This window comes from Bacillus sp. M5A3_1b, from assembly GCF_053345335.1.
On sequence record NZ_JBKEZY010000003.1, the window covers coordinates 171,026 to 195,230 of the forward strand.

Consider the following 24,205-nt stretch of genomic DNA (forward strand, 5'->3'; position numbering starts at 1 on the left):
GATTATTCACCGTGTTACCACCCAGTTTGTATAAATAGCATAGCTACTCATACCACTCTTAGCAATAATATCGATTGCCAATCCGCTTAGCATTACCTAAGATACTCCAGAGTGTAATTCGCAAGTTTGTTTGTGCTAGGTTCCAGCAACCCCTAGCTCTCTCGTTAACAGTGACAAACTGCTACTGGGCTCTTTCAACGTATGTTATTTGTTAAATTATTAGCCATTATATTGAATTGAAAACAAATTGTCAACAATACCCAAATGTTATTTTAAAATAATTCATATTTTTATACGCTTTTAATTCAAAGATTATTATAGATCTTCTCCAATAATCCTTACTTCTCGCTCTAACTTCACGCCAAATTTCTCTTCAACAGTCTTTTGTACAAAGTGAATTAAATCGATGTAATCTTGTGCTGTTCCGTTATCAACATTCACCATAAATCCAGCGTGTTTTAAAGAAACTTCCACTCCGCCAATTCGCTTACCTTGTAGTCCTGATTCTTGAATCAATTTACCAGCAAAGTTATTTGGTGGACGCTTAAATACACTACCACATGAAGGATATTCTAGAGGTTGTTTTGATTCACGTTTAAACGTTAAATCATCCATTTTTTCTTTAATTTCTTCACGCACACCTTCTTGAAGCTCAAATCTCGCTTCAAGAATAATGTAATGGTTGTTTGCAAATACACTCTTACGATATCCAAATTCAAATGCTTCTTTCGTTAAAGTACGTAACTCTCCATCACCTGTCATTACGACAGCTTCTGTTAATACAAACGATACTTCACCGCCGTATGCGCCAGCATTCATATATAAAGCTCCGCCAACTGAACCTGGAATGCCACAAGCAAACTCAAGACCCGTTAAATTATGATCTAATGCAATACGTGATACATCAATAATTGCTGCACCACACTGTGCCACAATCGTCGTTCCTGTTACAGTCACATCTGTAATGTGAATTAAACTTACGGTAATCCCACGAATTCCACCATCTTTAATAATGACATTCGATCCATTTCCTAAAAACGTAACTGGAATATTATATTCGTTAGCATATTTGATAACTTCTTGAATTTCATCATAATTTGTCGGCGCAACGAACACATCTGCTTTTCCACCAACTTTAATATGCGTATGATTCTTTAGCATTTCATCTTGTTTCACATGACCTTCAGGCAATACCGTACTTAAATATTTATAAACCTCTTGCATATTCATTTTACGATTCCTCTATTTCTATATTCTTTTTATCCCGTTATACGGGCCCATAATATCCCCACATACATGAACGAACCTAAAGTGGTGGATACAGTGTACCCAAAATCAATTCGAGACACCTATAAACCTCTTAATTTATAAGAGGTGCCACTCATATTAAAATATATATTGCATAATAAAGCAACCCAAATGGGCTACTAAACTTGACATGTCATCAGAAAGACAACAATTTGTAAAATATATTACTTTTTTCAAAACACTATCCTTCAGTATCTTACTATACCATACGAAAATAAAGTGGTATTTTTTGTAATCTTTACTTTATTTTCATCAATAAAAAAAATGCTTTTACCTATGTAAAAGCATCTTTTTTATTACTTATTATAATTTACTTTTCGTTCTCTTCTTTTTCCTTATCAAACCATAATAGCTCATCGTCATCAACTTCACCATTATAATTGATTAAAATCTCTTCTCCCGCTTTTATATCTTTGTAAGCAAAGAAGTTAAACGTGTGATTCTCAAAGACAATATCATACGTTGCATTCGGATTATATGCATGATTAAATAACATGCCGTATCCTAAAAGGAATGCTGTATGATTTACCCCATACTCAAATGCGTAGTCAGCAAGTAACGTTTTCTCAATGTGTTCATGCTGTTCATTCGGATAAGAGATAACTGGTGCTGAGTGAATCAACTCACCCTTTTTAATATCACGAGTTGCAAATACCCCTCTATTAAATTCTCCATCACTAAGTTCAGAAGTCTTAACTTCGATCATATGCGTCACCTATATAATTCTTTCTTTGAAGTATTTTATTCCGCTATTTGCGGGGTTCAACTAATAATCAGTAGCGTATAGCCCCACTAATTAAAGTCTCAGTTTATCTCCTTAAGCTTGGCAGAAAACGCGCAGAAAAGCAATTAAATTACTATCAAGTATTCATTTAAATGAAAAAAGAGCACACATTGTGTGCCCTTTTTAAGAGATATTACTTTTCTAAAATATTTTCTAGCAACTTCACTTGCTCGCTAACAGTATGCAACGTCTTCACCGATATATCATTTCGATGTTTTTCTTCTTCCACACTTGCTAACACTTCTTCCGTAGCCGCAGAAGTTTGCTGAATTACATTAGAAGCATGTGTAACATCCTTTACGATATTTGTCGTTTTAACCTGCAAGTTTTCTTGATGACCAACAATCTCTCTCATTACATCATTAATTGCATCAATAAACTTTCCTAAATCCGTTACATTTGTTAAAACACTTGCTAGCATTTCATTACATTCTTCTTGTACTTTTTCTGATTTTTCTACCTGTACTTCCACTTTACTTGCCTGATTACTAAACTCCTTCAAAATACCTTGAATTCTCCCCGCAGAGCGATTCGATTCTTCGGCAAGCTTTAATACTTCATTCGCTACAATAGCAAATCCTTTTCCATGCTCGCCTGCTCTTGCCGCTTCAATATTTGCATTTAAAGCTAGCAAACTCGTCTGACTTGAGATATTCGTTATTACATCTACAATTTCGTTGATTTGCTTCGACTGCATCATTAAATCTCTAAATATAATTCCTGATTGTGAAACAACATCATTTAAACTTCTCATATTCGCTTCAAAATTTCGTAAAGTATGTACACTACCCTTTGAAATCTCTAAACTTTCATCAACACGAGTCGATGCATTTCTTACTTGCGAAATGATTTGTTCAATATTCCCTTCCATATCGTTCAATACTTCTACTGAACGTGACATCATCTCTGATTGTGATTGAGTGCCAACTGCCACCTCTTCAAAAGCAAAATTAATTTCACTCATCGACTCCATCGATGTATTCATATTTTGTCTTAAGTGATTGAAATTACTATCTAGTTTCACAACCGTTTCCTCAATCAGTCTTTGCGTTTCTTCTAGCTCCTGAGCTTTCCTCGTTACTTCTTGCTTCTCATCACTTAAACGAGCTAACAAATTAGAGCCAATCTTCGTTACGATTGCTAACAAGCTTGCGAAGTTTGCAGCTTCAGATGCCGCTGTATAAGCAAAAAATTGCTCCGGCCAATAACTACAAAGAATAAATGTGATAATAACCGCCACTCCGCCGAGAATGATAACGAGACGTTCACTTAAATAAATAAGTGAAACTGCTAATGTAAAGTAGACCATTTGAAATACAGCCGGACTTTCATTAAAAGCTTGTACCATAATGAAAGACATAATAAGCAACATAAATGTCATGATATATTTATACATCGCTTCCATGCTTTCTATAAAAGTAAACAGCGTTCCAAATACAACAACTGAAATACCACAAACCCAAAACGCTATTGCTCTCTCTGTAAAAATATATCCGTAATACCCAATCGCGATTATTCCAAGAAAGAAACTACAAATCGTAATGAACAGCAATAAATGATTTTTCTGTGATTCTTTCTCCAGGTTAGAAAAACAAGTTCTCTTTAACCACTCCATATATGAAGCCCCACCTTCTACTTATACATATCGATTACTTCAGCTTAAATACCGCACTTACTGGGTTATGATCGCTATTTTCAAACTTTAAATCTTTCCCTTGTACATTTACAATTTCCACATTCGGTGAAACGATAAAACCATCAATAATTGTGACAAAGTTTTCACCTTCCACATACTTCTTCACATCATCTCTCACAGTCATAACAGACGGGTCTACAGCCCACTTAAAGCCACCATCAGTAAAGTCCTTTGGTAACTCTACTAACCACTCAGGACGCTCTTTCACAAACTTCGGATCACTTAACTGAGCGTCCGAAAGTAATTGATTCCAATCTCCGCCCATTATTACGTAATCACCATTTTCATAATGCTTGTTCATATATTCTTTTAAAAACTCTACTTGCTGTTTTCTAATTTTCCCGCCTTCATCATACGCAGACAAATGTAAATTTACGAGTCTCACAAACTTCCCATTATTAACAGGTATTTTATGCTCAACAATCGCTCGATCTAAATCAAACAAACGCTTTGGCCAAGGCTCCATTCCAGGAAGCTGGAACCTCTCCGCTGTTTGAACTGTATATTTAGAAAATGTACTTAATCCAGCCTCCGCATATCCCATTGGACTTGTAATTGGTACAGGGACCCATTTTGTATCATAGTTCTTTCCGAACGACGAAGCATAATCAGGTAATCCTTTTGTCAAAAATTCATGCCCATTTACATCAAAAGATCGCATTGATTTTATATCAACTTCTTGTAATAACGTAAAATCACTATTCTCATTTTGTAAAAACGAAAGCATTTTCTTTAAATTCGTTTCTGTTTGCTCTTTACTACTTGAACCAGAACCTTTTCCACCATCCATAAAGAAGTCTTGATCCTTATCTAATCCAGCATATCCAATATTAAATGTTGTAACTTTAAATTCATTTCCAAGCGCTAACACGCGTTCTTTTTTATTTTCCACCTTCAAACTTATAACATTAGCCGGCTGTTCTTTTGTAAGTGTCATATACGCTAAAAAACCACCTACAACTCCCACCCCTACTAAAATACATATAAGTACTATTTTTAATAATTTTTTCAAACGAACGACTCCTTTTCTAAAACTACCAATTTTACTTTTCTTTATTTTCAGTTAACTAAAACGAATGACAGACATACGAAACATTTTATCATATCGAAAACCTTATATCACTATATTTAGTTTATAAGTATAAATTCTCTATCTTAAACCATCACATACATACAAAAAAGCTCCACTTCTTCACTGGAAATTCTATGAAATTTTTAGTACACTATATGTAATAATCATAGGCGATGGAGTTCGCCATAACTGCTGCTTAGCTAATGACTCCTACCAGTATAACTACTGGTAGGAGTCTATTTTTTTGAGCAAGATATTTAAAGAGGTGAAGAAATTGATTTATATTATCGTTGGCATAGCCGGTATATTAGGAGCCCTTTCTCGCTATTATTTAGGTCTTACTATTCATAATTCATGGAATCATTCATTTCCGCTAGCTACATTGCTCATCAACTTACTCGGCTGCTTCTTATTAGCGTGGCTGACTACCTATATCGCTCGGAGAAACATCTTGCCTTCAGAAATTATCACAGGCATTGGGACTGGATTCATCGGTTCCTTTACGACGTTTTCAACATTTAGTGTAGAAACTGTGCAACTAATCCATCTTTCTGAATGGGGTACGGCTTTCTTATATGTATCATGCAGCATACTTGGTGGTCTCATTATGTCTGGTCTTGGCTATACACTAGGTGATTTCTTAATTAAGAAACATCTTACGGAAGGTGATCACTTATGATAGAAGCTTTATTAGTGGCAACAGGTGGATTTTTCGGTGCTATTACACGATTTGCAATTAGTAATTGGTTTAAAAAAAGAAATAAAACTTCCTTTCCAATTGCTACATTTCTCATTAATATAACAGGCGCGTTTTTACTCGGATATATAATTGGCAACGGGATCTCTACAAGTTGGCAATTATTATTAGGTACTGGATTTATGGGTGCCTTTACGACGTTTTCAACATTTAAACTAGAGTCCATTCAGCTCTTCAATCTTAAAAACTTTGGCATACTATTTCTATATGTAAGCGCAACTTATATAATCGGTATCCTTTTTGCATTTCTTGGAATGAAACTAGGCGGAATATAAAAAAAGAAAGCGACTCTTATCAGTCGCTTTCTTTCATAAGAAGTATGTCCCGCCATATGGAATGGAAAATAAACCCGCTGGATGCACATCGTAATGTACAATTTGCATCGGAGGCTGTGAGTACGACATATACTGCCCTTGCATCATTTGTGCAAAATATGCTTGCTGCTGCATTTGAATCGCTTGATTCACAGCATGAATTGTCCCCTGTGCGCCTGCCAGTGTAATAGCTGCTCCCACTTGTCTACCACTATAAAAATAATGATTCATCATGATTCAGCTCACTTATTATTTTTCTTCCATATAGTATGTTTCTATTTCATGGTGAGTGTTTTGTCCCGATTAATGAATCCCTCACTACTTAAACTTCATTTTATCTATTACTTTTTTTCAGCTTTGAAGTAATAAATCCAAATAGTAATACACCAATACCACTCAAGAACAATACATAACTTATCGGTACTAAGAAAAAGAAAGGTTCTTCAAGGAATCCATTCGCTCCCACTTTACTGTTTGAAGCATGTATAGCCATAGAAATGATCGCTAAAATCATGAAAGAAATAGCTACTACGTATTTATTTATCATTTCACATTCTCCTCTATTCATATAATTACCCTTAGATTATTAACATCATATTACCTAAAACAAAATCATTCGTCAATAATTATTTATTGTTTTGCAATAAATAATTATTGATTATTGTAAATAGAAAAAGGTTTATGAAGCACCTTAAATTGCCTCACAAACCTTTTCAAACATAAATATTTACACTTCAAACCCCTTGCTTACTACAACATAAATCGCACACAATAGCACGAATATCCCAGCATAAATTAACAAAATTTCTACACTAAACATATCAGCCAATGGACCAAATATTATCATTCCTAAAGGAAACGCGCATGAATTAGCGATTTGTACAAGACTAAACATTCGTCCGTGCATAGAAGGTTCTACTCTTTCCTGCAATAACACGGTAACCGGTGTATTGAAGCACGGCATTGTTATACCAATTAAAAAGTTAAATACTAAATACACAATAAATACCGGAGCAATCCCTAGTCCAATCATAAGCAGTCCATACAACGCACAAGCTAGCGCTGTTGTATGCATACGATTACGGAAACCACCCCATGCCGCAATCAATACGCCACCAGCTGCCGCCCCCGCACTAAAAGTCATCTCACTAGCAGTAAGTCTCCACATTTCTGCACCGAAAGAACGAGTTACCATTAAAGGTGTTAAAAAGGCGGCTGGACTTATTAAAATCATGACAATAATTAATAAAAAGAGTAGCCTTTTAATCAATTCATTTTCTTTTAAATAAGCAAATCCTTCTTTTATGCCTTGTAGATTAGATTTTTGCTTACTCTCTGTATTCACATGTCTCTCCACTTGAATGATAAACATAATACTAATCCCAATCATAGCCGTAATAACATCAATAAAAAATGTCGTTTCAATGCTAGCAATAGAAAGAATTGCAGCACTTGCTGCTGGAGAAAGAAACATAATTAAAGATGTAATACTGCTATTTATCCCATTTACTTTCATAAGATAATCTTTCGGAACGATTTGTGGGATTAACGCATTCACAGCTGGCGTTTGTATACCTGTCCCAGCTGATCGAATGAGTAGTACTATAAAAAGTAACCAAATACTTTTATATCCTGTTAAAAATAAAACTGCTAAAACTAACGTAGCAATTGCTATAACCCCGTCCGATAACATAATCATCTTTTTACGGTCATAACGATCAATCCAAACACCCGTAAATAAAGAAATCGCAATTTGTGGTAAGAAACCGCAAACGGTTGAAATGGTCAACATTAACCCTGACGATGTCGTTAAGGTGATATACCATATAATCGCGTACTGTACGAGAGATGAACCGAATAACGAAATCGTTTGAGCGGTCAAAAATAATATAATTTTCTTTTTCCAATTGTTTTCAATCATATGTTTCACACCCCCTTAACTAACCCTGTCTCTATATTAAAAATACTATCTGCCCAATCAAGATAAAAACTTGCCTCATGAGATACGAGTATAACGCTCCCCTTAAACTGTATTAACGCCTTTCGCAAAGCTTCTTTCGCTTCCGCATCTAGATGATTTGTCGGTTCATCTAAAATTAAGAAATTACAAGGTGATAATAACAACCCGCATAATTTAACCTTTGATTGTTCACCACCACTCAACGTACGTATTTCTTGGGAAACATGAGTATCCTTCACACCACACGCAGCTAAATGATGACGTATTTCCTTCACGCTTAGTTTAGGAAACTGTTCCGAAATAATGTGAAGCGGCGTTAAAGAATCATTCTTCCAATTTAAATCTTGCTCATAATATCCAATCTTTATTTGCTCTGAGAAGTGAAATTCTCCAGAAATGCTAGCAATATTTCCAACGATTGTTTTTAATAAAGTAGATTTCCCTACCCCATTGAACCCTGTAATAACAAGTTTTTCCCCACCCATTACTGAAAAATTCAATTTTGGTAAGAGAGCAAAATCGTAACCAACTTCAAGGTTATTTACTTCCAGAACCGTCTGAACTGAAATGGGAAGTTCCTGAAAATGAATAAACGGTTTATGAGTAAAACTTGGTGGTGCAATTCTTTCCATACGTTGCAACTGCTTTCTACGTCCTTGTGCTATTTTAGAATTCACTCCAGCAATATTTCTACGAATATACTCTTCCGTTTTTTCAATTTTCTTTTGCTGTGCATAATATTGGCGAATATAATCTTTTCGCAAATGCTCCTTTTGTCTTACAAAATCTGAGTATTTGCCGTAATACTTCTTCACCGTTCCAAACTCTATATCACATATGCAAGAAGTCACTTTTTCTAGAAATTCATAATCATGTGACACGACAATAAATGCCCCTTCAAAATTCACTAAATAATTAGCAAGCCATTCAACATGCTCTTTATCAAGAAAGTTTGTCGGTTCATCTAGTAATAAAATAGTAGGCTCTTCTAATAAAAGCTTTGCTAAAATTACCTTTGCCCTTTGTCCTCCGCTTAATTCATCAATAACACGATCCATCCCAATCGCATCAATACCTAAACCGGCTGCCACCTTATTTATTACGCTGTCTACTGAATAAAAATCACGAGCCTCAAGCTGTTCTTGTATTTCAGCTGCTTTCAATAGTTGATTCTCATCTCCAGTCATCGCACTTTCTTCATATAACTTATTCATTCTCTTTTCCATTTCAAACAAATCATAAAAGGCTCGCTTTACATACTGTGAAATGGTATAGCTCCCATCAATTTCCGCATATTGATCAAGATGTCCAATTTGAATATTAGGTTGCCACTTAATGCTCCCCTTATCAGAAATAATTTCCCCCACCAATATTTTCATTAATGTGCTTTTCCCTGCACCATTCTGTCCAACAATCCCCATATGTTCCCCTTTATACAAATCAAAAGAAGCATTTTCGTATAATACTTTATCTATAGAACTATGTGATAAACGTTCAACTTTAAGTAAACTCATTTTTATTCCTCTTTTCCTGAAATTAAAAAAAGCAGAGAGATAGCGTCATTCGACACTAGCCCTCTGCTTCGTGGTTTTTCCCATACTACTCCAATTTACAGTAAAAGCTCATTGGAATAATATACACAAAGGGCCATAGACAAAGCATTGTCTATGGCCCCTTAATCTATTTTATACATCAACTGAAAAACCATAACCAAATAAGCATAGAGAAACTATACTTTTTTAGAAAAGTTATTCAGTCGATGAATATAGGGATTTATGCCCCTTGATTAAGCTCCGTACAACGCTTCACCGTATACATTTGTGCGGAGCAAAGTTTTCTAATGAGTTTTACAAATTTTATATAAAGCATGTTCTGCACCTTCCTTAATACTTAAAAGGGATTTTAGCATACAGTTTTACGAAGCGTCAACATTACCTCCAAATCATTCAACTACTTATTTTTAAAATATTCCTTCTGGAACATACACATTCTTATCGCATTATGATAGTTACCATCAACGAAAAACTCGTCTAAAAGCTCGCCTTCCACTATAAATCCAACCTTTTTATACACATGGACTGCTTTCTCATTTTCTTTATCCACAACTAAATAAATCTTATGCATATTTAATACAGAAAAAGCGTAATCCATCGCTAAACGCGTCGCTTCTGCTGCGTAGCCATGCCCTTGATAATTAGGATCAATAATAATTTGGAATTCAGTTCTTCGGTGAATATAATCGATTTCCACTAACTCGACCAATCCAACCATCTCATTATCTTTCTCAACGATAAATCGGCGTTCACTTTGATCATGTATATGTTTATCGTATAAATCCTGCAGCTCCACAAATGCCTCATACGGCTCTTCAAACCAATACGACATAATATGGGCATTATTATTAAGTTCGTGTACAAACTTTAAATCTTCCCGTTCTAAAGGACGTAACTTCAATTCCTGACTCATTGTTATAACCTCCAAGTAAAAGAAACTTCTTCACTTAATTTCTCAATTTTTTTCAATTTCAAACGCCCTATTTACATTGTAAACTTTCAAGTAACTTGAAGGTCAAGACATAAAAAGTTAGTGCAAGCTACGCCTGCACTAACTGACCCTAACGACGAAAAACCTATTAAAGTTGCTAATGCCCCAATTCCACAAATCTTTTTTGCTCTTGAATTCCCCAAAAATTTGTTAAACATGAATCACATCACTCCTTTTTAGATTTTTTCGTTACAAAAACATCATAAAATAATATAAAAATTTCATGTCGAAATTTACAACTTATTAACGAAAAAATGAAAAAAATGCAAATATTTACTGTAAGTTAATAAAAAAACAAATTATCCTTAACCTATCCTAGACCCGTGTAGGCTAAAATATTATTGTGAATGTTTTTCTAAAAATTAAGAAAAGGAGATAAATCTATGAGAATACAATATAGAAAGTATGCGTTATCTGTAATCTCGCTAGCCTTATTTACTCTTATTGGTTGTACTAATAATGAGAAAAAAACAATAAAAACGAAACATATACTTTTGAGGATTCCAAAAAACGTGGTGATATTATTGAAAAAAACGATAAAGTTTATAACATAGAGAAATTAGATACTTTCGTAAAAAATTATAATTCAAATAAAGACGATTCAGTTAGAATTACTAAATTTAATAACAAGAACGAACCTATTATTATTGATTTAACTGTAAAAAAAGAAAAGGAATCTACCTCCGTCTATTATGATGTCGACTACACCAAAACAAGTGAGAAAGATAACGAAAATAAAGATATTCAGTATTCAAATAATACATGTCAAAAAATACAGAAGGATATTAAAGACAACAAAGTAACTTATAAATTAGAATGTCCTGACACTATTCATTTGATTACAGCCTCAAATGAATAGTGAGGAAAATTGCAAATAAAAAAGTAGTGCAAACTTATGTCTGCACTACTACTCTTTTCTCAAATCTCTCATATTTGATATGTATAAAGCAATAACTAAAACAAGAATTGCTCCTGCGTATAATAACGTCTCTATCGGTTCCTCATGAGATACAATAATTAATCGAATTAAAGCTGTAATTCCGATATAAATAAAATAACGTAACGGGAAATGATAATTCGACTTAAAATACTTAATAATCAATGCGATGAACTCGAAATATAAGAAATAGACGATGATACTTTCAACCAATTTATACGATGTATATTCCTTTGTTGAAAATATGTATTGAATAAATGTGATAGTCTCGTTAATTAAAAAGATAGATAATACAATGGATAATATAATTAACGCTATATTCAATATCCACTGCAAAATGCTAGCTATGTAATGATCGATATTAAACTTCATTTTCTCTTTTAGCTCCCCTTCGTATAAGTACTTAATTTATTATAGCAAAATTATACTTACAGAAGTGTTAAATCAAATATGATCGTCCTCTTTCACTATCACTTCACCATTAGGATATTTATGCTCAATATAATCGCTGCCCCAATCGCAAAGTACTTTTAAACCTTGTTTTAATGATTGTCCCTGTTCTGTAAGGCAGTATTCCACTTTCGGTGGTACTTGATTGTATACTTTTCTAGATACGAGTCCATCCTTTTCATGCTCTTTCAATTGTTTGGTAAGCATTTTTTGCTTAATACCAGTTACCAATCGTTTTAACTCACCCGTTAATGCGGGATAAAAATCAAACGACTTTATTATCTCTATACAAATAGGGATTAGCAAATAATGTTACTATAACCTCAAAAAAAGAAATCTTATTTTAACTTTCCTATCGATAGGTTAACACGATAATTCCCATACTTTAATAGTCGCCCCAGAAAGTTATCCAATTCTTCATTAGAAGTAAAATGTGTTTTTAATAAATAACACCCCTCACCACTTATACGGTGTGCTTCAGAAATCCCTTCTTCTCCTTGAAAGAAATTCATAAACTCTTGATGATTAGCTGTTGTTACGAACAAAGTAACAAATGCAGTCACTACTTGTCCTAATTTGATTCGGTTTATTGCAATTGTATATTGTTCAATAATTCCTAGATCCTCTAATCTCCGAATTCGATTTCCTACAGCCTGCCCTGTCATATGTATTTTCTGACCAAGTTCTTTCCATTGTATTCTCGAGTTTTCTCCTAATAATTTCAGTATCTCAAAATCTGTTTGATCAATGATATAAACCAATCCTTTCACCGTGAAAGTAGAAAGCCCGAAAGTGTTTCGCCAACTTATTCTGCTTATCGATACAATTCACTATACTTAGTTTATCCTCTTACATCACATTATTTATCAGTTATATTTACTTATAACACAGAGGACGCAACAAAAAAATACATCTAGATTTAAAGGAGGTTACAAATATGTTATTACAAGAAATTCTATCGTTCAATGAACAATTTGTAGAAAATAAGGGATACGCTCCTCGTGAAGCGACAAAAATGCCTAAAAAACGTATGGTTGTTGTTTCTTGCATGGATGCTCGTTTAATTGAGCTACTTCCAAAAGCTTTAGATATACATGATGGTGATGCAAAAGTTATCAGAAATGCAGGCGGTAAAATTGCTTCTGCTTTCGATAGTGTTATGCAAAGTGTTGTAGCGTCAGTATACGATTTAAATGCAGATGAAATCTTCCTTATTGGACACCATAGATGTGGTGCGAGCCAAACGAATCCAAAAGGAACACTTCAAAAAATATTAGATCGCGGAGTAGCTTCACCAGAAATTTTATCAGCTATTGAATATGCTGGTGTTGACCTTAAAAAATGGTTATTTGGATTCGATGATGTCTGCGATTCAACGCAAGCTAATGTTGATTTAGTAAGAAATCATCCACTTATTCCAAAAGATGTTCCTGTACATGGTTTAGTTATTGATCCTCACACAGGTAAATTAGATGTAGTGGTTGATGGATATAAAGCGTTAAATAGTGAAACAAAATAATAATTATTACGTACATGAAGGGAAGTTATGAGATATGAAAAAACAAGTGTTAGATATGAATAGACAAGAAGCTACGCAAAAAATTCTAGCGGCAAAAATTAAAAAAGGGTTAACTTGGGAAGAAATTGCAAAAGTAAGTGAAAACTCTGAGACTTGGGTTGTAACCGCGTTATTAGGACAAGCTACAATGACACGTCCAGAAGCAGAAAAAATCGGTAAACTATTAGAATTAGATGAAGAAGTAGTTCAAGCATTAACAGTAGTTCCACTTCGTGGCCAAGTAATGGAAATGCCTCCTACTGACCCGATTGCATATCGTTTATATGAAATGATGTTACAATATGCACCAACTATTAGAGAATTAATCTTAGAAAAAGCCGGCGAAGGTGTAATGAGTGCAATTAACTTCAACCTCGGTGTGGATACACAAGAAGATCCACAAGGTGGCGACCCTCGTATCGTCATTACACTTAACGGGAAATTCTTACCATTCCGTACATGGTAAAAAATCAAAAAATCCATCTATATAATTAAATTAATTTTATAGATTTACAAAATCCATCCTTTCTAACTATGTAGAAAGGATGGATTTTAACTATGAAATTCTTTTTCGGCAAAGGAGACTAATATGAATAAAAAATACTTTGATACGAGCTTCAGTATTCTACAGTGGTTCGTGTTTTTATTAGCAAATGCAATTGCATTACCTATCATTATTGGTGGCATATTCCATTTACCAATAGAAGATATCTCAACATTAATGCAGCGAACTTTTTTAGTAGTAGGAGTAAGTTCATTTATACAAGCATGGTTTGGGCATCGCTATCCTATTGCGGATGGACCAGCCGGTTCATGGGTAAGTATATTTGTCATATTGGGACAAGTCGCTATGCATCAAGGACAGAGTGCAAAAGATGTATTACAACTTTTAGAAGGTGGTTTAATTATTGCAGGTATATTACTCTTCATTCTTGGTATAACAGGGCTTGTACATCGAATTCTACGTTTATTTACACCTTTAGTTACAGGAACTTTTCTTTTAATCTTAGCACTTCAGCTTAGTGGTGTGTTACTAAAAGGAATAATGGGATTACAAGGATCTGCAACTCATCCTGACTATACAACAGCTACTATTGCGCTCTTTGTTTTTGCCTTTATTACTTTCTTATCAATTAAAGGGAAAGGGTGGATGAAAAGTTACGCTGTGTTACTTGGAATTTCATGCGGTTGGCTTTTGTATGCAGTATTAGGAAAATCATCTCATATGCCTTCACATACAACGCTAGTTAAGTTACCAGAGATATTTGCTTGGGGCACACCTAGATTCGATATTGGAATGACTCTAACTGCGACTTTATTTACCTTTCTTTTAGTTGCAAATACAATTGCTGCTATTTCGGCTGTAAAACTAGTGGCTCCGTTATCTAAAGAAAATGAAAAGCAAACACTGAACCGTGGTGTATGGGTCGGAGGTATATCACATATTATCTCATCATTGTTCTCTACAATTGGAATTGTACCATTACCTGCATCAGCAGGATTTATTCAACTAACAGGTCAAAAAAAGGTGAAGTCGTTTCTTATAGCAAGTCTTATATTAGCAAGTATTTCTTTTATCCCCTCAATTGTAAACTTTATATCCTTGCTTCCAGGTCCTATTGCTAATGCTGCTCTTTTAGCAACATTTGTCCAAGTAATAGGCATTTCATTTCACTCGATTTTACGTGAAGAATTAAATCAACGCCGATTAACTATATTAGGAATTACATTATTAATCAGTTTAGGAATAATGTTTCTTCCAGAAAGCGCATTTAGCGGCATTCCTTCTTCCTTACAATATGTGTTAAGTAACGGACTACTCGTAGGTACTATGATCGTTATTCTGTTAGAACAGTTTTGGAAAGAGTAAAGTATTTATATACTTAATTATAAAAAAAGAATTAGATAAATTTATTAGTGGATTAAAAAGATAATATTCATACTTTTCTTTTTAATCATTGTTACCCTCCCACTTTTTCACAATGAAACTATATACATCAAAATCGTTTCACGACGTTATTACTTCCACATAGTTGCAATTTATATAATAACGGTACAGTACAAATAACGTACTGAATCAATAAGTATGGGGGAATAACGATGAACGAAGCGTTACTATTAGTAGACATACAAAATGATTACTTTGAAGGCGGCAATATGGAATTACATCAGCCTGAAAAAGCCGTACAAAAAGCCAAGGAAGTATTGAAAGTATTTCGTGAAAGACATAAAACAGTCATTCATGTACAACATATTGCGAACAATGAAGGAGCTACTTTCTTCTTACCTGAAACAGTAGGTGTTCAAATTCATGATGATGTACAACCGATTGCTAACGAAAGAGTCATACAAAAACATCGCCCTAATAGTTTTTTAAGAACCAATTTATTTGAAACATTAAAGAAAGAAAAGATAGATCAACTAGTCATTTGCGGTATGATGACTCATGTATGTATTGATGCAACAGTACGCGCTGCCAGTGATTTAGGATTTCAATGTGTTGTAATTGAAGATGCTTGTACAACAAAAGATTTAGAATTCCAAGGAAATCTAATCCCCGCAGTACACGCTCATCAATCGTTCATGAGTGCATTAGAGTTTGGTGATATTTATGCAACAGTCATTTCAGCGAGCTGTTTTATAAACAATACTAAATAAAAAACTAAAATTTCATATTAAAAAAAGAAAGGATAAATTTTTTATCCTTTCTTTTTTTCGATTGTCTTGATGACAGTATTTATACGATAATCACCAAAATGTAAAACATCTGCAAGAGTCTCTTCTAATTGCTGGTGCGAAGATGTATGAAGAATCATGATATAACACCCATCGCCACTTATACGATACATTTCAGTAATTAAGTCCGTTTTTTCAAAAAAGGTTTGAATTTGATTATGATAATGTGGTGCATGCAGAAATAGTGTAACAAACGTCATAATAGATCCTTCCAGCTTAGCCCTGTCGATATCTATCGTATATTTTTGAATGACACCTGCCTCTTCTAATTTATTAATTCGTTTCCCAACAGCCTGACCAGTCAAATGTACTATCTCTCCAATTTCCTTCCAGTTCATTCTAGCGTTTTCTTGTAGTAACTTTATAATTTTAAAATCTGTTGAATCAAACATGGACATCCCCTTCCTATAGGAATCACCTTCTATAAGATCATCATTTCCCCTACAATTCACCTTAAAAATCTTTACAATACAATCGATTAACTCTATTAACAATTACATTACTGTTAACGGCTTTCCTTCTTCTTTACAATGTATTTTATTAATTACTCGTAGGCACTACAGCAAGCTAGCGATTTTTTTATGAATATGAAAAATTTTTAGGAATTAGTTTATCTTTTTTTAATGATTTATTTAGAGGGAGTTTATAGTCGGGTATTAACATAAGAAACGTAGCAACTAAGTTCATCTATTCAATTTGAGTCTTTTCATATATAACGCACTGCTACTATAATCGCTAACCGTACTACTTAAAATCATAAAATAAGGAGACGATAAAACATGAACAAAAAAACTAAAGCACTATCATCTATATTGCTCGGATTCACACTAGCACTAACAGGGTGTGCTGGTACGAAAGCCGAAGAAACACATAGTAAACCGAAACAAGAACAAGCTACGAAAGATACTAAAAAGGAAACTAAGTTAACGAAAGGCCAAAAAATGGCTAATATTCTTAGCGATACGAATTGGCAAGGTACAAAAGTGTATGACAAAGATAATAATGACTTAACGAAAGAAAATGCAAACTTCATTGGCCTTGCAAAATATGATGCGAAGTCAGGAAGATATGAATTTTTTGATGCTAAAACAGGTGCAAGTCGTGGTGATAAAGGTACTTTCTTTGTCACAAATGATGGGAAGAAGAGAATATTAATTTCAGAATCAATGAAGTATCAAGCTGTCGTTGACATGACAAAACTAAATAAAAATGTATTTACTTATAAACGAATAGGGAAAGACGCTAACGGCAAAGATGTAGAAGTTTTTGTTGAACATGTTCCATATAAAGAAAAAGAACTTTCTTTCACTGATCCGGACAAGCAGCTGAACACGACTACAGGCGATATTGTTAAAAACGTTGATGGAGATAAAATTTTAGGCGGTACCCTTTGGCACGGAACAAAGGTATTAGATGAAGCTGGTAACGATGTAACACAGTTTAATTCGAATTTTATAAGTCTAGCAAAATTTGATGACAAATCTAATAAATATGAGTTCTTCAATAGCGAAACAGGTCAAAGCCGCGGTGATTATGGCTACTTTGATGTTGTACACGAAAATAAAATAAGAGCCCATGTTTCAATTGGAAATAATAAATACGGTGCTGCTCTTGAACTTACTGAACTCAATAAGAATAAATTTACGTATAAAAGAACTGGTAAAGACCAAGCTGGTAAGGATATAACTATATTCGTTGAACATGAACCTTATAAAGGTGATATGAAACCACAATTTAGCTTTTAAAAACGTTTGATTACAAATCCTGTACTGAGTTGCAGGATCTTTCTTATTAAGCAAGAGAACGAAAAGACGAAAAACATGTAGCTTTTCGTCTTCACAATATTCCCACCTTATAATTGATGATTTACAAAACCTAAAAACATACCGATACAAAATAAAATAAATCCAATTAGAATTAAGGGAAGAGTGAAGCCACCCCAAGCTGGTTTATTAGCAAACGCCCTTATTTTAAAATTAATCCTTGCTAAAGACATGATAACGATACCCGCTATTGATAGAATTGTAGTTACTTCAGTCATTTATAACAATACTCCTCTTCTATATTGATTTTATATCTCTGCAAACCATCTGCATAAGTGTTACAGTCCAATATTCATACATATCATTATGATCGTAGCAATCCAGCTTTGTGCCACATCATTTGTACAATTCATTCTTCATTCCTAAAAAAGGGCAGAACCAGACGGTTCGGTCCTTTTTGTTTTATAATAATCTCTCTTATTTTTTCTACAATACCTTTTTCTTATAAATCTTACGCTAACACAGCTCTTGATTAACTTATCCTGAAATATTATGAATTTGCGTTCAACTTATCTAAAATACTTTTATCTATTTTTGCTTGATTCACTTTAGCTATTTTAGAAACAATCCCACGGCGATCTTCCCAATCAATCAAATAATATTGATTTTTTTCCAATTTATTTTGTACGGAAATTTTCAGTTCTCTTTCTTTCCCTTTTTTATCGTACACCTTCTCATCGTAAGCATGATACGTAAGAACTTCTCCATTACTCAATTTTTCGTTTTCTACTGTAGAATCCGTCATTACTTTTACATAATATTGTTTAGTTGAATAATATCCATTCCCTGACTTCATATAGTAGAAAGCACCTCCTACTATAGCTAATAACACAAAAATTCTCATGATCCATTTCATATGATAATACCTAACCTTTCTATTCTACTTGTAAGATTTATACCCATTAAAATATAAATCTTCCTTACCTTAAGTATGCTTTAACCATAAAGTTGGTACAATCCAGCTTCCTTACACTCACATTACATTTTTGTAATTCTATCATTTTACAAAAGTTTTTTAAGTTGGCCGCAAACAAAAGAACATAAACTTTTTAAAGTTTTATTCCTTTAATTGCCGTACTTTTAGCAACATTTGTCCAAGTAATAAGAATTTCATTTCAATCCATTTTACGTGAAGAAGTAAATCGACGCCGATTAACTATATTAGGAATTACATTATTAATCAGTTTTGGAAAGCATAAAATTTGTGACTAAGTAAAAAAGCGCCCTGATTACAGGGCGCTTTTTTACACCTAATGACTAATACTAGCCGTTGGATATAATGTTGTTCCTCCAATTGAAACTTTTATTTCATTTGTTAATGGAACATTTTGTTCATTAATAATTGTTCTCCACCATTCCCATGCAAGACCAGTACATTCTCTAGCTACAATTTTTATATTTTTTGAATTTGGTGGAAGAGGGATAACTGTAGAGTAATGAGCTGTTTTGTCTCTGCCGCTACCATCCCATGTTTTATGTGTTAGTACTTCTTTCCCATTTTGATCAAATGTGAATTCATCCCAAGATACATCAAATTGAGCAACGTAAGCACCGTAATGATCAAGTGTCATTTTAGCACTTGAATATTCTGTAGTTGTCGTCTCAATATAATCTGTATTGTTATGAACAGCAGCAGTTGCATTATCTTTTAAGAAAGTGCTTGTATATGAAATTGGGTATGCTGGATTTTTAAGACTTAATTCAGCATTATCTTTAATAATATTTCGGATTTCATTGAAATCTTTAGTAACAACCTTGTTATGCTCTTTCGCATCTCCACCTAATACTACAGCAGTAAAGGTACTTTCTTCAAAAATATCTTTGTACTGTCCGCTCGTTTCGACACTGTTATTCTTAAGTAAGGCTTTAAAAGCAGCTTGTACATCTTTACTCTTAGATGTTGTTTCTAATTTTACATAAACGGTTCTACCATAAGCTACATTTGAAACCATAACAGGTGGAGCTGAATTACTTACTCCTTTACGAGTTAACTCATCAAAAGTAACACTATTATCAAAAAGATCGGATGGATTGTTAGGTAGCTCAGCACTTACGGTATAGAATATTTGCTTATATGCCGCCACCATCACTTTCTTCTCTCCATTTGCAACCGCATTAAAATCAATGTTTAGACTGTTATCAAGATATTTAGCGTTAACATTAAGAGCACTTGCGATTTGTGATTTACTATAAACCATAGATTCCGTATACTGCATTCTTGCAGGTAACGTATGTGTTTTAGAATACTTTTCATTCCAAGTAGATACTAAATCATCTACTGCTCCAGCCACATTACCATATGTCGGATTTTGGACAGTAATTGTATTTTCTTTTCTCATGCCAGGTAAGTCTATACTAATATTTAAAGGCTTTCTCTTAGCCACTAATAAACTCGGTTGATTGTCTGCAAAAGCTTTATTTGCAAGTTGTACCGCTCCTGGATACGTACGATTCACCACAGAATCAATAATCGAAATATCGACTGGTGAAGTTGTAAGTGATTTTTTCTCGCGTTCCACTACTACAAATTTACCATTTGAATTGATACTTTCTTTCGGAACAAAACTCTCTACCTTATCACCATTTACAGCTAAAACCTCTTGATTATTATATTTAAGATTTGCTATACCAGTATCAATGCCACTAGCATTTTTGATTACATCAGTTGCATTACCTACTTGTGTTTCTGCGAAGGAAATAGATGAATAATTAATAGTGCATAGACTAACTAATAAACATGCAAGGAACTTTCTTCTTTTAGTGTTTTTCTTAATATTCAGAAAAATCACCCCGTTCTTTTTTAGTAAGATATAATAATGATTGATATATGATAGCTAGCTAATAACCTTACATAAACGCTTTTAAAAATTCTTGAACTAAAGGAATTACTCCACCTAAAAATTTTAAAACTGCCATTGCGATTTCCATATTTTTTCCTCCTTTTTTATTGCTGCGAAAATGTGATTAATCTTTATGCCCTCATTATAGTGACCCCTTACACTTTTATCAACACACTCTTATATGCAATATTACATACTAAGAACCAAGCTGAATCCTCATAAAAAGTTATACAGAGATAAAGTGAAACTTTAATCAGTGGGGATTTTCTTCATCCCCCACTGATTATTAGTTGAACCAATCGGACTTTTATGGGCAGTTGCCCCCCCACCTAAATTCTTTGCTTTCGCTGAATTTTGAGGTGGGGGTCTTACTGCCCATTAAAGCGGGATAAATTTTCCCTTTGGTAGATACTTGAAAAATTGAAGCATTCCTTTGCATTTTATGAGTAATTTACAAGTTTATTGTTGGAAGCGTCGCAGGGCCGGAAGTAATGAAATACCTGTGGGACAGAGCTATCATCGGCAATCTCATAAAAAAAGCTGCTACCTATAAAATATAGACAGCAGCTTTTTTGCATAATCATTTTGTAACTAATAAACAGCAATTGGCCCATAAGGACCTTTGATAATTTCTATTTTTGTTTCAAAAATGTCTGTTAAAAGTGTTGGGTCCATAACCTCTTCTACTGTTCCAAAAGCAGCAATTTGTCCATCTTTCATAGCACAAATTTTATCAGAGTATTTAGCTGCAAAATTTATGTCATGCATAACAGTCAAAATGGTTCTTCCGAATTCATTAGCTGCACGTCTTAAATGCTCCATCATTTGAACAGAACGAGCAACATCAAGGTTGTTCAGAGGCTCGTCTAAAAGTACATATTCCGTCTCTTGGCACAATACCATCGCTACATATGCCCTTTGTCTTTGACCACCAGAAAGCTCATCTAAATATCTATTCTCTAAACTAGTTAAATCTAAGAAATCGATATATTTAGAAATGATAACTTCATCATCTTTAGTTAATCTTCCCTTTGAATAAGGAAAGCGCCCAAATCCAACTAATTGTCTAACAGTAAGCCTCGTTACAAAATGATTTTCTTGTCGCAATATAGTCAGGATTTTTGCTAAGTCTTTTGATTTAGATTCAGAAACATCCATATTCGCTACTTGAATTTGACCTTCATCCATATCTAAAAGTCTTCCAATCATCAAAAGTGTCGTAGACTTTCCAGCGCCATTTGGTCCAATTAAAGAAGTAAAGCCTGCTTTTGGTATTTCAATATCCAAAGGTCCTATTTTTACCTTATCAGTATAGAACTTTTTAACATTATCAATTTTTATCATAAAGCCCTCTTCCTTAAAACAATAGTTAAGAATATGATTCCACCAAATAATTCAATAATAACTGAAACTACACCTTGAGCATGGAATACATGATACATTAAAAAGTATGCACTCGTCATTATTAAAAATCCTATAGCAAAAGCCATTGGGAAAATATATCTATGATCATACGTTGATGCCGCCTGATAACTTAAAGTCGCTACTAAAAATCCGTAGAACGTAAGTGGCCCGATTAGAGCTGTTGAAATGGACATTAAAATAGCTACTAATACAAGCGTATAAATTACACTAGGTTGATATTTAACGCCAAAAGAAGTTGCAACATCCTTTCCTAGTGACAAAACATTCAAATTCTTAGAATGAGCAAAAATTAATACTGCTACAATTATGATCATAGGAATTACAACAGGAAAATATGCAGAGTCTGCATGATTAACAGAACCAAATAATCTCGCTTGTAAAATATCAAATTCTGAAGGCGCAAGTAGTTTTCTCATAAAAGTTGACACAGAATTTAGCCCGGTACCAATGATAATCCCGACTAAAAGCATAAGTTGTAAATTCCCGTATTTACCGGAAAGTAACCACCCATAAAGTATCAAACTCATGAAGACCATAACAACGACTTGAAATAAAAATGATCCAATTCCATTAAAATTGATCAATGCACTAGCACCAAAGAAGAATATTGTACTCGTTTGAATTGCTGAATAAAGTGATTCGAAACCTAAAAGTGAAGGAGTAATAATCTTATTATTCGTAATAGATTGGAAAGCGACTGTCGATAAACTATGGCAAACTGCAGCAATAATCATTGCAACAATAGCTACTATCCTTCTCTTAACAACCGGGATAAACGAAGGTGAATCTATCGGAACTGGATTGTTATAAACTAAAAGTCCATATGAAGAAAGGAGACCTAAAGCAATCAATGTTGTCAGTACAATCCAATAACGTCTTGCCTCCTTCTTAGAACGAAAAGCACTAGCTGATCTACTTTCATTATGAAGGCTAGAATCGACTTCGACATTTTCTTTATTTCTATAATCTAATGTGATCATCGTAGCCTCCTTGGTTTTCTTCGTCTCAATAAAATAGTAATAAACACGACCGCTCCCACTGTTGCAAGTATTAAAGAAACAGGTAATTCAAACGGCTTTATAATTGTTCGAGAAATGATGTCACAGGCAGTGATTGTCCCCATTCCGATCACACATACCCAAGGTAAATTACTCCTAAGATCATCCCCTCTAAACATGGAAACAATGTTTGGAACAATTAATCCCAAGAAAGGCAAGTTTCCAATAACAGCTGCAACAATTCCAACAGCAACAGAGATAAGACCAGTCCCAAAAAGAACAATTCTATTGTAATTAACTCCAAGGCTTGTTGCGACATCTTCTCCTAGTCCAGCTAAAGTCAATCTATTCGCATACATAAAAATAAACAAAGTAACGATAACAATCAGCCATAAATATTCATATCTTCCCACCTGAACAGTAGCAAATGAACCTACGAACCAAGTTTCAATACTTTGCGTCATTTGAAAAAGGAGTCCCAAAAAAGTAGACACTGCAGAAATAACTGCTCCAAGCATCAATCCAATAATTGGGACAATTAAAGAAGAACGAAGTTTAACTCTTCTTAAAAATAAAAAGAAAATCATAGTTCCTATAAAAGAAAAAATGATTGCACCAGTCATTCTTTGAACTAAAGTCGGGGCAGGAAATAGTAAATACACAAAAAGCAGGCCTAAGCCTGACCATTCAATCGTCCCCGTTGTAGTAGGTTCAACAAAACGATTCTGTGTAATTAATTGCATTACGAGCCCTGCCATTGCCATTGCAGCTCCAGTAAGCATTAATGCAACTGTTCTCGGAACACGAGTGATGAAAAACATTTCCATTCCGTCCTCTTGTCCACGTATATCATAAACTCCAGTAAACAGTGATATAATCCCTAAAATTATAACAACTATAACCGCTATTATAAAAGGTTTTGTCCATATTTTATTGTGATTATAAAACTGGGGTTGAGAAATATTCTCAACCCTAGAAATCATATTTTTTGACACTGTTTCGT

At 33.9% G+C, this 24,205-nt stretch carries 26 protein-coding genes, 1 pseudogene, 1 riboswitch and 1 other annotated feature (1 of these 29 only partly in view); of the genes and pseudogenes, 8 read left to right on the forward strand and 19 right to left on the reverse strand.

Features of this window, described 5'->3' with window-relative positions; all coding sequences use genetic code 11:
- Positions 1-207: a binding site (T-box leader), on the reverse strand (it extends 9 nt beyond the left edge of the window).
- Positions 208-315: 108 nt separating this feature from the next.
- The 4 genes from murB to ACLBWW_RS10595 all read right to left on the reverse strand — a co-directional run bounded on the left by murB (position 316) and on the right by ACLBWW_RS10595 (position 4,800).
- Positions 316-1,230, reverse strand: a complete 915-nt coding sequence (gene murB / locus ACLBWW_RS10580) for a UDP-N-acetylmuramate dehydrogenase (protein WP_048542427.1) — start codon at positions 1,228-1,230, stop codon at positions 316-318.
- Between the two features lie 388 nt (positions 1,231-1,618).
- Positions 1,619-2,014, reverse strand: a complete 396-nt coding sequence (locus tag ACLBWW_RS10585; protein WP_000573650.1) for an SET domain-containing protein — start codon at positions 2,012-2,014, stop codon at positions 1,619-1,621.
- 211 nt (positions 2,015-2,225) lie between these two features.
- Positions 2,226-3,707 carry a DUF4077 domain-containing protein gene (locus ACLBWW_RS10590; RefSeq protein ID WP_447614023.1) on the reverse strand — a complete coding sequence of 494 codons (1,482 nt, stop codon included), beginning with the start codon at positions 3,705-3,707 and terminating at the stop codon, positions 2,226-2,228.
- 34 nt (positions 3,708-3,741) lie between these two features.
- The gene (locus tag ACLBWW_RS10595) at positions 3,742-4,800 is read right to left on the reverse strand and encodes an endonuclease/exonuclease/phosphatase family protein (RefSeq protein ID WP_447614024.1); all 1,059 of its coding nucleotides are present in this window, start codon (positions 4,798-4,800) and stop codon (positions 3,742-3,744) included.
- Positions 4,801-5,020: 220 nt separating this feature from the next.
- Positions 5,021-5,080, forward strand: a riboswitch (Fluoride riboswitch).
- A 54-nt stretch (positions 5,081-5,134) separates the two neighbouring features.
- On the opposite strand from ACLBWW_RS10595, the gene crcB (ACLBWW_RS10600) reads away from it, so the two are divergent.
- Together crcB (ACLBWW_RS10600) and crcB (ACLBWW_RS10605) are read left to right on the forward strand one after the other, a co-directional pair.
- Positions 5,135-5,539 (forward strand): fluoride efflux transporter CrcB, encoded by a 405-nt coding sequence (gene crcB, locus ACLBWW_RS10600; RefSeq protein WP_048542863.1) that lies wholly within the window; start codon positions 5,135-5,137, stop codon positions 5,537-5,539.
- Positions 5,536-5,892, forward strand: a complete 357-nt coding sequence (crcB, locus tag ACLBWW_RS10605; protein WP_098068782.1) for a fluoride efflux transporter CrcB — start codon at positions 5,536-5,538, stop codon at positions 5,890-5,892. The genes crcB (ACLBWW_RS10600) and crcB (ACLBWW_RS10605) overlap by 4 nt, the downstream gene beginning before the upstream one ends.
- Before the next feature lie 33 nt (positions 5,893-5,925).
- On the opposite strand, the gene ACLBWW_RS10610 is transcribed toward crcB (ACLBWW_RS10605), so the two are convergent.
- The 5 genes from ACLBWW_RS10610 to speG all read right to left on the reverse strand — a co-directional run bounded on the left by ACLBWW_RS10610 (position 5,926) and on the right by speG (position 10,357).
- Positions 5,926-6,165 (reverse strand): DUF3947 family protein, encoded by a 240-nt coding sequence (locus ACLBWW_RS10610; protein WP_000980964.1) that lies wholly within the window; start codon positions 6,163-6,165, stop codon positions 5,926-5,928.
- 100 nt (positions 6,166-6,265) lie between these two features.
- A complete protein-coding gene (locus tag ACLBWW_RS10615) occupies positions 6,266-6,499 on the reverse strand; it encodes a DUF3955 domain-containing protein (protein WP_088110450.1) in 234 nt (77 codons plus the stop codon).
- Between the two features lie 159 nt (positions 6,500-6,658).
- Positions 6,659-7,852, reverse strand: a complete 1,194-nt coding sequence (locus tag ACLBWW_RS10620; RefSeq protein ID WP_048542440.1) for an MFS transporter — start codon at positions 7,850-7,852, stop codon at positions 6,659-6,661.
- A gap of 5 nt (positions 7,853-7,857) precedes the next feature.
- Complete coding sequence (locus tag ACLBWW_RS10625; RefSeq protein WP_447614025.1) at positions 7,858-9,405, reverse strand: ABC-F family ATP-binding cassette domain-containing protein; 1,548 nt, start codon at positions 9,403-9,405, stop codon at positions 7,858-7,860.
- A 436-nt stretch (positions 9,406-9,841) separates the two neighbouring features.
- The gene (gene speG / locus ACLBWW_RS10630) at positions 9,842-10,357 is read right to left on the reverse strand and encodes a spermidine N1-acetyltransferase (RefSeq protein ID WP_000076820.1); all 516 of its coding nucleotides are present in this window, start codon (positions 10,355-10,357) and stop codon (positions 9,842-9,844) included.
- Between the two features lie 461 nt (positions 10,358-10,818).
- Between speG and ACLBWW_RS10635 the strand changes: the two are divergent.
- Positions 10,819-11,294 (forward strand): annotated as a pseudogene (locus ACLBWW_RS10635) (DUF4362 domain-containing protein).
- Positions 11,295-11,342: 48 nt separating this feature from the next.
- Here ACLBWW_RS10635 and psiE read toward each other — a convergent pair.
- The 3 genes from psiE to ACLBWW_RS10650 all read right to left on the reverse strand — a co-directional run bounded on the left by psiE (position 11,343) and on the right by ACLBWW_RS10650 (position 12,592).
- Positions 11,343-11,744 (reverse strand): phosphate-starvation-inducible protein PsiE, encoded by a 402-nt coding sequence (psiE, locus tag ACLBWW_RS10640; protein ID WP_048542447.1) that lies wholly within the window; start codon positions 11,742-11,744, stop codon positions 11,343-11,345.
- A 72-nt stretch (positions 11,745-11,816) separates the two neighbouring features.
- Complete coding sequence (locus ACLBWW_RS10645; RefSeq protein ID WP_447614026.1) at positions 11,817-12,128, reverse strand: winged helix-turn-helix transcriptional regulator; 312 nt, start codon at positions 12,126-12,128, stop codon at positions 11,817-11,819.
- A 32-nt stretch (positions 12,129-12,160) separates the two neighbouring features.
- Entirely contained in the window at positions 12,161-12,592 is a 432-nt protein-coding gene (locus tag ACLBWW_RS10650) for an Lrp/AsnC family transcriptional regulator (RefSeq protein WP_048542451.1), read from the reverse strand.
- A 167-nt stretch (positions 12,593-12,759) separates the two neighbouring features.
- Between ACLBWW_RS10650 and ACLBWW_RS10655 the strand changes: the two genes are divergently transcribed.
- From ACLBWW_RS10655 to ACLBWW_RS10670, 4 genes are all read left to right on the forward strand, one after another.
- Positions 12,760-13,341 (forward strand): beta-class carbonic anhydrase, encoded by a 582-nt coding sequence (locus ACLBWW_RS10655; RefSeq protein ID WP_048542453.1) that lies wholly within the window; start codon positions 12,760-12,762, stop codon positions 13,339-13,341.
- A 55-nt stretch (positions 13,342-13,396) separates the two neighbouring features.
- Positions 13,397-13,846: a cyanase gene (gene cynS, locus ACLBWW_RS10660; protein WP_033665564.1), complete on the forward strand. Its 450-nt coding sequence runs from the start codon at positions 13,397-13,399 to the stop codon at positions 13,844-13,846.
- A 123-nt stretch (positions 13,847-13,969) separates the two neighbouring features.
- Complete coding sequence (locus tag ACLBWW_RS10665) at positions 13,970-15,250, forward strand: purine/pyrimidine permease (protein WP_048542455.1); 1,281 nt, start codon at positions 13,970-13,972, stop codon at positions 15,248-15,250.
- Positions 15,251-15,480: 230 nt separating this feature from the next.
- Positions 15,481-16,038 carry a cysteine hydrolase family protein gene (locus ACLBWW_RS10670; protein ID WP_048542457.1) on the forward strand — a complete coding sequence of 186 codons (558 nt, stop codon included), beginning with the start codon at positions 15,481-15,483 and terminating at the stop codon, positions 16,036-16,038.
- A gap of 41 nt (positions 16,039-16,079) precedes the next feature.
- On the opposite strand, the gene ACLBWW_RS10675 is transcribed toward ACLBWW_RS10670, so the two are convergent.
- Entirely contained in the window at positions 16,080-16,514 is a 435-nt protein-coding gene (locus ACLBWW_RS10675; protein WP_193388639.1) for an Lrp/AsnC family transcriptional regulator, read from the reverse strand.
- 381 nt (positions 16,515-16,895) lie between these two features.
- On the opposite strand from ACLBWW_RS10675, the gene ACLBWW_RS10680 reads away from it, so the two are divergent.
- The gene (locus ACLBWW_RS10680; protein WP_447614027.1) at positions 16,896-17,861 is read left to right on the forward strand and encodes a DUF4822 domain-containing protein; all 966 of its coding nucleotides are present in this window, start codon (positions 16,896-16,898) and stop codon (positions 17,859-17,861) included.
- A gap of 107 nt (positions 17,862-17,968) precedes the next feature.
- Here the strand turns inward: ACLBWW_RS10680 and ACLBWW_RS10685 are convergent, their stop codons facing one another.
- The 6 genes from ACLBWW_RS10685 to ACLBWW_RS10710 form a co-directional block, all read right to left on the reverse strand.
- On the reverse strand, positions 17,969-18,157 hold the full coding sequence (locus ACLBWW_RS10685) for a hypothetical protein (RefSeq protein WP_061673433.1): 189 nt from the start codon (positions 18,155-18,157) through the stop codon (positions 17,969-17,971).
- Positions 18,158-18,429: 272 nt separating this feature from the next.
- Complete coding sequence (locus tag ACLBWW_RS10690; protein ID WP_048542465.1) at positions 18,430-18,795, reverse strand: YxeA family protein; 366 nt, start codon at positions 18,793-18,795, stop codon at positions 18,430-18,432.
- Positions 18,796-19,189: 394 nt separating this feature from the next.
- Complete coding sequence (gene alo, locus ACLBWW_RS10695) at positions 19,190-20,728, reverse strand: anthrolysin O/cereolysin O family cholesterol-dependent cytolysin Alo (RefSeq protein WP_048542466.1); 1,539 nt, start codon at positions 20,726-20,728, stop codon at positions 19,190-19,192.
- Positions 20,729-21,370: 642 nt separating this feature from the next.
- Positions 21,371-22,123, reverse strand: coding sequence for an iron ABC transporter ATP-binding protein (locus ACLBWW_RS10700; RefSeq protein ID WP_048542468.1), 753 nt, complete (start codon positions 22,121-22,123; stop codon positions 21,371-21,373).
- The gene (locus ACLBWW_RS10705; RefSeq protein WP_048542469.1) at positions 22,120-23,184 is read right to left on the reverse strand and encodes an iron chelate uptake ABC transporter family permease subunit; all 1,065 of its coding nucleotides are present in this window, start codon (positions 23,182-23,184) and stop codon (positions 22,120-22,122) included. The genes ACLBWW_RS10700 and ACLBWW_RS10705 overlap by 4 nt, the downstream gene beginning before the upstream one ends.
- On the reverse strand, positions 23,181-24,197 hold the full coding sequence (locus ACLBWW_RS10710) for an ABC transporter permease (protein WP_046955599.1): 1,017 nt from the start codon (positions 24,195-24,197) through the stop codon (positions 23,181-23,183). The genes ACLBWW_RS10705 and ACLBWW_RS10710 overlap by 4 nt, the downstream gene beginning before the upstream one ends.
- Positions 24,198-24,205 lie beyond the last annotated feature (8 nt).